Consider the following 12,093-nt stretch of genomic DNA (forward strand, 5'->3'; position numbering starts at 1 on the left):
GGTAACGGGCCCGCAACACCCGTGACTTGACTCTCCCACCCACCCTGACCTGTGGGAACACGGAATGTCCCGGCTTGGTGAAGGCCCTCCCGCCGGGCAGTCGGGTGGGGTACCGTCACCCGCGCCGTACGGAGCGCTACAACGAGCTTTTCCAGCCATCGAGCCGTCGAGGAGCAGGTCAGTGCGCGAGTTCACCGTGCCGCCCGTCGAGGCGGCGCCTCAGGTCGGCGGTCTGGCGGACGCCGTGTTCGAGCGTGCCCTGACGGAACCGGACCGGATCACGTTCGGCCGGAAGGGCCCGGACGGCGAGTGGCGGGACGTGACGGCCGCACGGTTCCGGGACGAGGTCATCGGCCTGGCGAAGGGGCTGATCGCGGAGGGTGTGCGGTTCGGTGACCGGGTCGCGATCATGGCCCGCACCCGCTACGAGTGGACGCTCTTCGACTTCGCCCTCTGGGCGCTCGGCGCGCAGCCCGTGCCGATCTATCCGACGTCCTCCGCCGAGCAGGTCTTCTGGATGCTGCACGACTCCGAGGTCACGGCCTGCGTGGTGGAGCACGAGGACCACGCGATGACGATCGGTTCGGTGGTCGACCGGCTGCCCCGGCTCCAGCGGCTGTGGCAGCTGGACGCGGACGCGGTGGGCGAGCTGACGGCGGCGGGGAGGGACATCGACGAGGACGTGGTGCACCGGCACCGGCGGGCGGTGACCCCGGAGACGGTGGCGACGGTCATCTACACGTCGGGGACGACCGGCCGCCCCAAGGGCTGCGTGATCACCCATGCCAACTTCATGTTCGAGACGGACATGCTGGTGGGCCGCTGGGAGTCGGTGTTCCGTTCCCGGCCGGGCGAGGAGGCCTCGACGCTGCTGTTCCTGCCGCTCGCGCACGTCTTCGGGCGGATGGTGGAGGTCGCGGCGGTCCGGACCGGGGTGAAGCTGGGGCACCAGCCGGTGATGGCGGCCGCGGAGCTGATCCCGGACCTCGCCGCGTTCCGGCCGAGTTTCGTCCTGGCCGTTCCGTACGTCTTCGAGAAGGTCTTCAACGCGGCGCGGCGCAAGGCGGAGCGGGAGGGGAAGACGGGCCCGTTCGACAAGGCCGTGGCGGTGGCCGTCGCCTATGCGGAGGCCCTTGAGCACAAGGCCTTCGGCACCGGCCCGGGGCCTTCGGCGGCGCTGCGCGTGCAGCACCAGTTCTTCGAGAAGACGGTGTACGCGAAGGTCCGCGCGGCCCTCGGCGGACGGCTCCGGCACGCGATGTCGGGCGGGTCGGCGATGGACCGCCGGCAGGGGCTGTTCTTCGCGGGCGCGGGGGTCACGGTCTTCGAGGGGTACGGCCTCACGGAGTCGTCGGCGGCCGCGACCGCGAACCCGCCGGAGCGGACGCGGTACGGCACGGTGGGGCAGCCCGTCCCGGGGACGACCGTCCACATCGCGGAGGACGGCGAGGTGTGGCTGCACGGCGGCCAGGTCTTCTCCGGCTACCTGAACGCGCCCGAGGCGACCGCCGCCGTCCTCAACGACGGCTGGCTGGCCACCGGGGACCTGGGCTCCCTCGACGAGGACGGCTATCTGACGATCACCGGGCGCAAGAAGGAGATCCTGGTGACCTCGGGCGGCAAGAGCGTCGCGCCGACGGGCCTGGAGGAGCGGGTGCGGGCGCATCCGCTGATCGCCCAGTGCATCGTCGTCGGCAACGACCGCCCGTACATCGCCGCGCTCGTCACGATCGACCAGGAGGCGGTGGAGCACTGGCTCGCGATGCAGGGACGGGCGCCGCTCGCGCCGGCCGAGCTCGTGCGGGATCCCTCCCTGGAGACGGAGATCCGGCGGGGCGTGGTGGCGGCGAACACGCTGGTCTCGCAGGCCGAGTCGATCCGCACCTTCCGGATCCTGGCGCATCCGTTCAGCGAGGAGCACGGGCTGCTCACCCCGTCCCTGAAGCTGAAGCGGAAGGCGATCGAGCGGGCGTACGCGGCGGAGGTCGCGGCGCTGTACGGCTGAGCCGGGGCGGAGCACGGGAAGCGGAACGCTGAATGCGGGAGTGGAGAAGAACGGGAAGCGGAATGCGGGAAGCGGAATGCGGGAAGTGGAATGCGAGGCGGCCCGTGATCGTTGACGCTTGGAATAGCTACGCAAGACCCGCGACAACGTAAGGATCCCTCCCACGTGAGCACGGACAGCAAGGTTCCCTCGGTCACCCTGAACAACGGCGTCCGGATGCCGCAGCTGGGCTTCGGTGTCTGGCAGGTGCCGGACGACGAGGCCGCGGCGGCCGTGGCGACCGCTCTGGAGGCCGGCTACCGCTCCATCGACACCGCCGCGATCTACGGGAACGAAGAGGGCACGGGCCGTGCCGTCGCCGCGTCCGGGATCGCCCGCGAGGACGTGTTCGTCACCACCAAGCTGTGGAACAGCGAGCAGGGCTTCGACTCGACGCTGAAGGCCTTCGACGCCTCGCTCGACAAGCTGGGTCTCGACTACGTCGACCTGTACCTGATCCACTGGCCGGTGCCCTCGAAGGACGCGTACGTCGACACCTACCGCGCGATCGAGAAGATCCACGCGGACGGCCGCGCCAAGGCGATCGGTGTCTCGAACTTCCTCCCTGAGCACCTGGAGCGGCTGATCGGCGAGACCTCGGTCGTGCCCGCCGTCAACCAGATCGAGCTCCACCCGCAGCTCCCCCAGCAGGCCTCCCGCGAGGCCCACGCCCGGTACGGCATCGCGACCGAGGCGTGGTCGCCGCTGGGTTCGGGCAAGGGGCTCCTGGACGTACCGGCGATCGTGGCGATCGGCCGGAAGCACGGGCGGACCCCGGCCCAGGTCGTGCTGCGCTGGCACCTCCAGCTGGGGAACGTGGTGATTCCGAAGTCGGTCACCCCGTCCCGCATCCAGGAGAACATCGACGTCTTCGGCTTCGAGCTGGACGCCGAGGACCTGGCGGCGATCGCCGCGCTCGACGAGAACCGTCGGCTGGGCCCGAACCCCGCTGAGTTCGGCGCCTGACCGGTCGCGTGACGACGACGGCGCCGAGGTCCACCCGGACCTCGGCGCCGTTGTCGTACCCCCGGCATAGAGTCGACGGCGGATCTTGGAGCGGAGTGGCGAGTGAGGGAGTCGATTCGGTGAGCGGTGGTTCTCCGGTGCCCGTCGAGGAGGGCCTCTACCGGGTGCGGAACGTGGCCAGTGGGCTGCTTCTGGAGGTGTACGAGGGGTCGAGCCGCAGCGGCGCGAATGTGCAGCAGGGTGCCGAGAAGGGCACGCCCGGGCAGCACTGGCGCATCACGGCCGTGCCGAACGGCGGCGGGCTCTACCACCTGGTCAACGAGGCCAGCGGCAAGCGGCTCGACGTCGCCAACGCCTCCACGGAGAACGGCGCCAACATCCAGCAGTGGAAGGCGAACAACTTCGGTGCGCAGGAGTGGATCATCGAGCAGGACCTCCAGTCGCCGGGGACGGTCGCTCTGGTGAGCTTCATCAGCGGGCTGTTCCTGGAGGTCGCCGACGGTTCGAAGGACGACGGCGGGAACGTACGGCAGTGGGAGGACACCGACTCCCCGTTCCAGTGGTGGCGGTTGGAGCCGGTGTCCTGACCCGCCGGGGTACGGCGGGCGGGCGCGGTGGTCCTCAGCCCTTGCGGGCGGTGTGGACCGTGCGGGCCGTGAGGTGGAACAGGTCCGTGCGGTGGTGCAGGGACAGTTCGTCGGCCGGGTCGAGGAGCCGGTCGAGCATCGCCCGGTCGTCCGCTTCGAGCCGGTCGCCGAAGCCGTCCCGGATCCGCCCGTAGTGGGTGAGGGCCAGCTCCCGGACGACCGGGGACACCGGCGCGGGAATGTCGGTGAGGAAGGTGCGGGTGCCGGCGGGGGTGAGGCCCGCGTCGGCGAGGAGCGCCCGCCAGTCGTCCGGCTCGTCCTTGTGCCCGGGGACCGAGGCGCGCATCTCGCCGAACCAGTCGGCGTTGGCGGCGTCGAGGCGTGCCTCCAGGCCCGGTCGGCCGAAGCCGATGTGCCAGGGCAGGTGCCGGGCGGGCAGCCCGCCCTCGACGAGCACCATCAGGCCGCCGGGGTTCAGCAGCCCGGCGAACTCCGCGAGCGCGGCCCGCTGGTCGCCGATGTGGTGCAGGGAGTTGGCCGCCCAGATCAGGTCGGCCTTCCCCAGGTCGGCGATGCCTTCGGGGAGTTCGGCGTGGAGGGTGGAGACCCGGCCGCCGAGGCCGCGTGCCTCGGCACGTTCACGGGCGCGGACGAGGAGTTCGGGGGTGCCGTCGACGGCGACCGCCTCGGCGGCCGGGAAGGCCTCGGCGAGGATGCCGGTGACGACACCGGGGCCGCTGCCGACGTCGAGGATCCGGCGGACGCCCGGCACCGGGGCCAGCGTGCCGAGCCAGGCGGCGGCGTCCGCGTAGGCGGAGCCCTCCATCTCGGCCTGTCGCTCCAGGAGGGGACCGAGTTCGTTCCAGTCCAGATGGGTGCCGTCATGGTCGTGCCCGTGGGTTTGCTTGTGCCCGGGTGCGTGCCGGTGACCGTGCCCCTCGCCGTGGGGGTGGTCGTGGTGCGATGCGGTGTGCTGACTCATGGGTCCAGCGTGCGGTGAGTCGGCCGGGAGTGCGAGAAGTGTTGCCGTTTCGGCAAGAAGATCGATCCCGTGTTGCCCGGGACGTCACCCCGCCGCCTTGCCCGGAGCTTGCCCGGAACATCACCCGCCGGCGCGGTGCTCCTGCGGGCTGACCCCTCTGACCCGCTTGAACGCGGCGCTCAGCGCGAACGCGCCGCTGTAGCCGACCTGACGGGCGACGGACTCGACGGTGACGTCGGTCTCCCGCAGCAGATCGGCGGCGAGCGCGAGCCGCCAGCCGGTCAGGTACGCCATCGGGGGCTCGCCGACGAGTTCGGTGAACCGGCGGGCGAGCGCGGCCCGGGACACGCCCGTCTTCGCGGCGAGCGACGCGACGGTCCAGGGGTGGGCGGGATCGTTCTGGAGGAGCCGGAGCGCACGGCCGACCACCGGGTCGCCCATGGCCCGGTACCAGGCGGGGGCCTCGGCGCCGGGCCGGGAGAACCAGGCCCGGACGCCGGTGATGAGCATCAGGTCGAGGACCCGGTCGAGGACGGCGGTCTGGCCGGGTTCGTCGCGGGCGATCTCCTCGCCGAGGAAGGGCGTGAGCGGGCAGTTCCACTCCTCGGCGGGCAGGTGCAGCAGCCCCGGCAGGGCGTCGAGCAGCCGGCGGCCGACCTCGCCGTCCATCCGGTAGGTGCCGACGAGGAGCGTGGTGCCGCCGTCGGGGGCGTTGCCCCAGGTGCGGACGCCGAGCCGCATGGTCTCGGCGAGCGGCTCCCCGGAGAGGGTGGTGCAGTCGCCGTCGGGGCCGATCACGGCGCGTGGCGGGGCGTCGGGGGCGTCGGCGACGGTGTACGGCTCCGGACCGCGGGCGATGGCGATGTCCCCGGGCCGCAGCAGGACGGGTTCCCCCCTGTCGGGGACGATCCAGGCCTCGCCCTCGGTGACGCACATCAGACAGATCGGGGCGCCGTCCTCGATGCGCACGGACCACGGCGGTTCCATGATCATGCGGAGCAGGAAGGCGCCCCGGGCGCGGGGTCCGTCGAGGAGTCCGGCGAGTGCGTCCATGGGTCGTAAGGGTAGGCGGCCGGGTGAGACGGACGCGTAGGGGCGTGAGACTGCGGAGCATGGGCTGTGGGGGCCCTGGGCGGGAGTCTTGAACCATGACGACGCAGACGAACAACTCGCAGACCACGCAGGCCACTCAGAACACGGAGAACACGGAGACCAGCGAGCACACGGAGAACACGGAGCACACGGTGAGCGTTCAGGGCAGCGACAGCACGCAGACGGTTCTCGTCACGAGCGCCACCGGCAAGACCGGGCGGCGCGTGGCCGAGCGGCTCGCGGCGCGCGGGGTGACCGTGCGCGCCGGGTCCCGTACCGGCGCGACCCCGTTCGACTGGGAGGCCCCGGAGACCTGGGCCCCGGCGCTGCGGGGCGCGGACGCCGCGTACGTGGCCTACTACCCGGATCTCGCCGCGCCCGGCGCGGTCGAGGCGATGGAGGCCTTCGGCCGGCTGGCCGTGGAGAACGGCGTACGGCGGCTGACGCTGCTGTCCGGGCGCGGGGAGCCCGAGGCGATCGTGGCGGAGGAGGCCCTGCGTGCGGCGGCCGACGGGGCGGAACTGGCCGTCGTGCGGGCCTCGTTCTTCGCGCAGAACTTCTCCGAGGGGCTGCTCGCGGAGGGGCTCGCGGAGGGCGTGATCGTCTTCCCGGCGGGGGACACGGCCGAGCCGTTCATCGACCTGGACGACCTCGCGGACGTGGTGGTCGAGACCCTGACGTCGGACGGTCACGCGGGGCGGGTGCACGAGCTGACGGGGCCCCGGCCCGTGGGCTTCGCGGAGGTGGCGGCGGAGATCGCACGTGCCTCGGGCCGTCCGGTGGCGTACCAGCCGGTGTCCGAGGCCGACTACGCCGGGCTCCTCACCGGGTTCGGTCTCCCGGCTCCGGAGGCGGCGTGGCTGGCGGGGCTCTTCGCGACGCTCCTCGACGGCCACAACGCCTCGGTGACGGACGGGGTCAAGCGGGTCCTGGGCCGCGAGCCGCGCTCCTTCACCGCGTTCGCGGACGCGACCTGGGCGAGGGAGGAGGCCTGAGCCCGTTCCGCGCGGGACTCAGCCCCGGCGGACGAAGCAGGCCAGCCGGTACCGGGGTTCGGCCCGGGGGCGGTCCTGGTCCGGGAGGGCGGCGAGGGCGGCGACGAGCGTCTCGGCGGTCGCCGGGTCGCCCGGGAACCAGGAGGCGAAGTACCCGGCGCGCAGCTTCCGTACGGTGTCGCGCGGGGTGGCGCCCTGGCCGTACCCCGTGAAGTGGGTGCCGGGGGCGGGTTCGAGGCCGTGGGCGGCGGCGTGTCCGGTGATCAGGTCCGCGCGGTCGGAGGCCGCCGCGGCCGAGCGGTGCGGGCGGAGGATCTCGTCGATGTCGCTGCCGACGTCGTGGGCCGCGTCCTTGTCGACGGTGGCGACGAGGACGCCGCCGGGGCGCAGGACGCGGGCCGCCTCGGTGACGATCTCCGCCGCGAACGGCACGAGGTGCAGCAGCCAGACGGCGCCGACCGCGTCCACGGATGCGTCGGGCAGGGGCAGGCGACGGGCGTCGGAGCGGACGACCCGGCCGGGTACGCGTCCGTCGGCGACCCGGAGCATGGCGTGGGCGGCGTCGGCCCCGTACACGCGCAGTCCGGGCCGGGTGAGCCGCTCGGTGACGAGGCCGGTGCCGCAGGCCAGGTCGAGCAGGGTCCGGGCGCCGGGCGGCACGAGCCGCAGGACGGCCTCGGCCGCCGCGCCGGCCCGGGGCACCCCGCCCCGGGTCCGGTCGTAGTGCGCTGCTTCGGCCTCGTAGTCGAGCACGGTCTCCGCCATGCCCATGATCGTACGAGGAAGGCGAAGCGAGTGATCACGGGAGGAAGCGGAAGAGGTGACCGTACGTCAGGCGGCTCCGTGGCCCGGGGCGATCCTCTCCACCCGCTCGGCGAGTTCGAAGTCCTTCTCGGTGACGGCTCCGCCGGCGGAGTGGGTGTTCACGGACAGGCCGACGGTGTTGTAGCCGAGGGTCAGATCCGAGTGGTGGTCGAGCTCCTGCTGGATCTGGGCCACGTGGACGACGAGCGCGGTCGCCGCGAAGTGGTCGCCGAGCCGGTACTCACGGGTGAGGCGGTCGTCTCCGACGGACCAGCCGGGGAGCTCCCGCAGTCGGTCCTCGATCTCCTTCTGCGACAGCGGCTGTGTGGGCACGGCGGTGCTCCCTCCGGTCGGGTGGCGCGGGTGACGGACAGGGGTCCCAGGGGGAAAGTACCCGGGTCCCCCTCTGGGATACCGTCTGGCCATGACAACTGTCGTGAGCGACACGGGGGTAGGGCCGCTGCTACGCGGTTGGCGTGAGCAGCGGCGGTTGAGCCAGCTGGAGCTGGCGCTGCGCGCGGACTCCTCGGCGCGGCACATCTCGTTCGTGGAGACGGGGCGCTCCCGGCCCAGCGAGGAGATGGTGCTGAAGCTCGCCGAGCATCTGGAGGTGCCGGTGCGCGAGCGGAACGCGCTGCTGCTCGCCGCAGGGTACGCGCCCCGGTACGCGGAGTCGCCGCTCGACGCCCCGCGGCTGGAGACGCTGCGGGAGGGCATCGAGCGGCTGCTGCAGGGGTACGAGCCGTATCCGGCGCTGGTGGTGGACGGCTCGTACACGGTGGTGGCGGCCAACCGGGGCATCGGGCTGCTCCTCGACGGGGTCGCCGAGCATCTGCTGAGGTCGCCGCTGAACGCGATGCGGCTCACCCTCCACCCGGAGGGTCTGGCGCCCAGGATCCGGAACCTGCCGGAGTGGCGCGGGCATCTGCTGCACCAGATGGAGCGTCAGATCGGCTTGGCCCGTTCGGAGTCGCTGCGTGCGCTGTACGAGGAGGTGTCGGCGTATCCGCTGCCGCCCGGCACGGACGCCGACGGCGCGTCGAGCGCCCCCGGGCCGGAGGACGTGTACCCGTACTTCGCGCTGCCGCTGCGGATCGAGCACGACGGGCAGGTGCTGTCCTTCGTGTCGTCGATCTCGACCTTCAACACCCCGCTGGACGTGACGGTCGCCGAGCTGGCCATCGAGACGTTCCTCCCGGCCGACCCGGCGACGGTCGCGTACCTCCAGGCTCTGCCGCCGTTCAGCGGCTAGCGGTGACGGCCCTCAGGGCCGCCCACTGGGCGAGGGCGAAGCCGCCGACGGTGGCCGCCTGCATCGGCGTCCACACCAGGCCCGCGGTGGTCGGCTCCAGCCAGGCGACGAGGGCGACGATGCTGAGGACGGCCCAGAGCGCGTTGATGTCGACGACGAGCTTCACGCCGAGCGCCGGGGGCTGCGGGCGGCTCGCGAGCCAGGCGACGCCGGCGGCGTACACGGCGAGCAGGACGCCGAGTTCGAGCAGGAGACCCGCGTCGACCCCGAGGAACTCCCCGAGCGGGCCGGAGGCGACGGCGTAGGCGATCCCGTTGGCTCCGGTGACGACGGCGTCGAGGGCGAGGAAGCGGCGCACCGCGGACTGGGGTCGGGTGGTGCGGGCAAGACCGGCGAGCAGGGCCTGGGACATGACGGATCACCCTCCATGGGGGACGTTCGCGCTGGTGGTGGCCCCGGAGCCCGAGCGGAGTGCGCCGCCCGGGTTCCGGTGTTCATGAGCATGCCGGGCGGGGCGGAGGGGGTCGATTACCTGAGGGGTAATGCGCGTGCGACGGGGCGGCGTTCCCGGGCCCTCCGGTCGGATTCGGAACAGCGCGTCGTCGGTCCCCTTGCGTGAGTATTGTTCGCGCCGGGGTGGCCGGGAGTGGTCGCCCCGGAGGGGGAGAGACACATGGCGTGGAACAGGGAACGGGCCCGCATGGTGGCCACCGGGGACGATCACGCGGTGACGCCCGCGGAGCTCTTCTTCGACCTGGTGTTCGTGTACGCGATCACCCAGGTCACCGCCTTGATGGCGGCCGCACCCTCGCCGGTGCGGGTGGTCGGCGCGATGGTCGTGCTCGCGCTGCTGTGGTGGTGCTGGTGCTGCTTCGCCTGGCTGGGGAACGTCGTACGGGCCGACTCCGGCGCCCTGTTCGGGGTCCTCGTCACGGTCATGGCCGTCGTCCTGATCGTGTCGCTCGCGGTTCCGGACGTGTTCGCGGACGAGCCGGGCGGGCTGTCGACGCCGCTGGTGTTCGTGCTCTGTTACGGGGCGGTGCGCGCCCTGCATCTGGTCTCGTACTGGATCTCCAGCCCCGGCGACCCCGCCCTGCGCGCCACCCTGCGCCGTACGGCCCTGACGTCCGTCGTCCCGCCGCTGGTGCTGCTCCTGATCGGCAGCGCGTACAGCGGACGGGTCCAACTCCTGCTGTGGCTGGGGGCGGTGGTCGTCGACTACCTCGGCATCTTCGTCACCGGCGGCTCCGGCTGGCGGGTCAACTCCCCCGGGCACTTCTCCGAGCGCCACGGTCTGATCGTGATCATCGCGCTCGGCGAGTCCATCGTCGCGATGGGCGTCGGCGTCTCCGGGCTCCCGCTCACCTTCGCCGTGCTCGGTGCCTCGGCCGCCGGGCTGCTGCTGTCGGCCGGGCTGTGGCGGCTGTACTTCCGGCAGCTCGGCGAGGCGGCCGAGCACCGGCTCGCCGGTCTCCAGGGCGACGAGCGCACACGGTTCGCACGGGACGTGTACACCTTCCTGCACCTTCCGCTGGTCGCGGGTGTGGTGCTGTGCGCGCTCGGTATGAAGAAGGTCCTCCAACAGGTCGCCGACACCGGCCACTACGGCCTCGCCGAGCCGCTGCACGGGGTCGTCGCCTGGTCGCTGACGGGTGGCGTCGGGGTGTACCTCCTCGGGGCGGCGGCGATCGTGCTGCGCACCACGGGCCGGCGGCCGACCGCGCTGGCCGCGGGCGGCGTGTGCTGTCTGGCGGCGGGCCCGCTCGTCGGCCTCGTCCCGGCCATGGTGGCGCTCGTGGCCCTCGCCACCGTCGCGGCGGCCCTGGTCTGGCTGCACGGCCGCCGGCAGGACCGGACGTTCGAGGCCGTGGAGGCGGCCTGAGGAAGAGGGCCGCGAGAGGGGGCAGACGCAGAGGGCCGAGGGGGCAGAGGCAGCGGACCAGGAGGGCAACGTCGTGCGGCAGGGGCCCGGCGGAGGGGTCCGAGAGCGAGCCCCGAGGCCCACGGCACCGCACGTCCCCGCCGCCGGATTGGAGGATCGTCGCGCTCCTGCGTACCGCGCCGGGCCGATCGGACAAGGCTTGTGCGCCGGGACCACGCCGACGCGTCTGCGTCGTCACACTGGCCCCATGCCTCCCACCGGCCCCACTCTCATAGGCTCCGTCCGGCGCGCCCTGGCTCTCCTCGAACTCGTCGCCGAGCACGGCGAGCTCACCGCCAAGCGTCTCTCCCGCATGGCGGGCCTGCCGCTCCCCACCACGTACCACCTGCTGCGCACCCTCGTCCACGACGGACATCTGCGGAACGAGCGCGGGGCGTTCCGGCTGGGGCCCGCCGCGCCGCGGCTCACGGGGGCGGGGCGGATGCAGGGCGCCCGGCTTCCCGAGTGGCTGCGGATGCTGGGCGAGGATCTGGACGCGCCCGTCTACTACGCCGTCCTGGCCGGGGAGGAGGTCGAACTCGCCGCCGTGGTGGACACCCCGGGGCGCCCGGCCGTCGAGGAGTGGGCGGAGTTCCGCGCCACCGCCCACGCCCACGCGCTCGGGCAGTGCCTGCTCGCACAGCTGGACACGGAGGACCGCAGGGCCTATCTGGCGCGGCGGCCGGTGAGCCGGCTGACGCCGCGGACGGTTCGGGACGAGGAGGCGCTGATGCGCCGGCTCGCCGGGGTCCGCCGGGGCGCGCCGGTGGTCGAGCGGGAGGAGTACCTCCTGGGCACGGTGTGCGGGGCCGTGCCGATCACGGTGGGCGGGGTGCACTCGGCGGTGGGCTTCTCACTGCCGGTGAGCGAGGAGGACCGCCTCGGCTCGACCGCGGTCCGGCTGCGCGAGCGGCTGGAACGGGGCCTGAGGGAACACGCGTTCACCGTACTGACCTGACGCCCGGCCCGGGGCTGGTCACGCGGCGGCCGTACCCCGTCGCCCGGCACCCGGCACCCGGCAGGGCCCGGACGATCCGGGCGAGGCCGGATCCGAGGAGGTACCCGATGACGGCGGTGATCCCGCCGACGACGCCCTGGAGGTACCGGGGGCGGGGCACCAGGGAGGGCGTGAGGCTCGACCGGAAGACCGTGGCGAAGCAGAGCGCGACGAGGTCGGGCCGGCGGCGGATGCGGTACGAGGGGTCCGGGCGGTCCCGGTAGGGGCGCTGCGCGAAGGCGAGGAGCCGGTCGGCGGCGCGGCGCGGGAGGGGCGGACGGGGAGGGGCGCCGGCGGTGGCTTCGGGGCCTCGCGCGGTCTCCGGCTCCCCGCCGGACGCGGGTCCGGCGGACCGATCGGGGCTGGTGTTCCGGTCGGTCGAGGTCATCGGAACACCCTCGCACGCCCGAACACCGGTACGCAGATCGGATTTCGCCGTGGCCCGCGTCGGGG

Annotated in this window: 13 protein-coding genes; 7 read left to right on the plus strand and 6 right to left on the minus strand. The window is 73.0% G+C overall.

The window, feature by feature from the left end:
- The first annotated feature begins 181 nt into the window (after window positions 1–181).
- The 3 genes from OG259_RS08495 to OG259_RS08505 all read left to right on the plus strand — a co-directional run bounded on the left by OG259_RS08495 (window position 182) and on the right by OG259_RS08505 (window position 3,597).
- Window positions 182–2,005, plus strand: a complete 1,824-nt coding sequence (locus OG259_RS08495) for an AMP-dependent synthetase/ligase (RefSeq protein ID WP_328941693.1) — start codon at window positions 182–184, stop codon at window positions 2,003–2,005.
- Window positions 2,006–2,221: 216 nt separating this feature from the next.
- On the plus strand, window positions 2,222–3,010 hold the full coding sequence (locus OG259_RS08500; RefSeq protein ID WP_328947026.1) for an aldo/keto reductase: 789 nt from the start codon (window positions 2,222–2,224) through the stop codon (window positions 3,008–3,010).
- Between the two features lie 119 nt (window positions 3,011–3,129).
- Complete coding sequence (locus OG259_RS08505) at window positions 3,130–3,597, plus strand: RICIN domain-containing protein (RefSeq protein WP_323181603.1); 468 nt, start codon at window positions 3,130–3,132, stop codon at window positions 3,595–3,597.
- 34 nt (window positions 3,598–3,631) lie between these two features.
- Here the strand turns inward: OG259_RS08505 and OG259_RS08510 are convergent, their stop codons facing one another.
- Both OG259_RS08510 and OG259_RS08515 read right to left on the minus strand, forming a co-directional pair.
- Complete coding sequence (locus OG259_RS08510) at window positions 3,632–4,579, minus strand: class I SAM-dependent methyltransferase (RefSeq protein ID WP_328941694.1); 948 nt, start codon at window positions 4,577–4,579, stop codon at window positions 3,632–3,634.
- Window positions 4,580–4,699: 120 nt separating this feature from the next.
- Window positions 4,700–5,632 (minus strand): AraC family transcriptional regulator, encoded by a 933-nt coding sequence (locus OG259_RS08515; RefSeq protein WP_328941695.1) that lies wholly within the window; start codon window positions 5,630–5,632, stop codon window positions 4,700–4,702.
- A 95-nt stretch (window positions 5,633–5,727) separates the two neighbouring features.
- Between OG259_RS08515 and OG259_RS08520 the strand changes: the two genes are divergently transcribed.
- Complete coding sequence (locus OG259_RS08520) at window positions 5,728–6,666, plus strand: NmrA family transcriptional regulator (RefSeq protein ID WP_328941696.1); 939 nt, start codon at window positions 5,728–5,730, stop codon at window positions 6,664–6,666.
- A gap of 18 nt (window positions 6,667–6,684) precedes the next feature.
- Here OG259_RS08520 and OG259_RS08525 read toward each other — a convergent pair whose 3' ends face one another.
- Together OG259_RS08525 and OG259_RS08530 are read right to left on the minus strand one after the other, a co-directional pair.
- Window positions 6,685–7,431 (minus strand): class I SAM-dependent methyltransferase, encoded by a 747-nt coding sequence (locus OG259_RS08525; protein ID WP_328941697.1) that lies wholly within the window; start codon window positions 7,429–7,431, stop codon window positions 6,685–6,687.
- 66 nt (window positions 7,432–7,497) lie between these two features.
- Entirely contained in the window at window positions 7,498–7,803 is a 306-nt protein-coding gene (locus OG259_RS08530) for a 4a-hydroxytetrahydrobiopterin dehydratase (protein ID WP_266898696.1), read from the minus strand.
- 91 nt (window positions 7,804–7,894) lie between these two features.
- On the opposite strand from OG259_RS08530, the gene OG259_RS08535 reads away from it, so the two are divergent.
- Entirely contained in the window at window positions 7,895–8,722 is an 828-nt protein-coding gene (locus OG259_RS08535) for a helix-turn-helix domain-containing protein (RefSeq protein WP_328941698.1), read from the plus strand.
- On the opposite strand, the gene OG259_RS08540 is transcribed toward OG259_RS08535, so the two are convergent.
- A complete protein-coding gene (locus OG259_RS08540; RefSeq protein WP_328941699.1) occupies window positions 8,712–9,134 on the minus strand; it encodes a hypothetical protein in 423 nt (140 codons plus the stop codon). The genes OG259_RS08535 and OG259_RS08540 overlap by 11 nt on opposite strands.
- 261 nt (window positions 9,135–9,395) lie before the next feature.
- Here OG259_RS08540 and OG259_RS08545 point away from each other — a divergent pair, with 261 nt between their 5' ends.
- Complete coding sequence (locus OG259_RS08545; protein WP_328941700.1) at window positions 9,396–10,604, plus strand: low temperature requirement protein A; 1,209 nt, start codon at window positions 9,396–9,398, stop codon at window positions 10,602–10,604.
- 247 nt (window positions 10,605–10,851) lie between these two features.
- Complete coding sequence (locus OG259_RS08550) at window positions 10,852–11,601, plus strand: IclR family transcriptional regulator (protein WP_328941701.1); 750 nt, start codon at window positions 10,852–10,854, stop codon at window positions 11,599–11,601.
- Here the strand turns inward: OG259_RS08550 and OG259_RS08555 are convergent.
- Window positions 11,585–12,028 carry an alpha/beta-hydrolase N-terminal domain-containing protein gene (locus OG259_RS08555; RefSeq protein WP_328941702.1) on the minus strand — a complete coding sequence of 148 codons (444 nt, stop codon included), beginning with the start codon at window positions 12,026–12,028 and terminating at the stop codon, window positions 11,585–11,587. The genes OG259_RS08550 and OG259_RS08555 overlap by 17 nt on opposite strands.
- Window positions 12,029–12,093: the final 65 nt, after the last annotated feature.

This window comes from Streptomyces sp. NBC_00250 (assembly GCF_036192275.1).
Classification (GTDB): Bacteria; Actinomycetota; Actinomycetes; order Streptomycetales; family Streptomycetaceae; genus Streptomyces.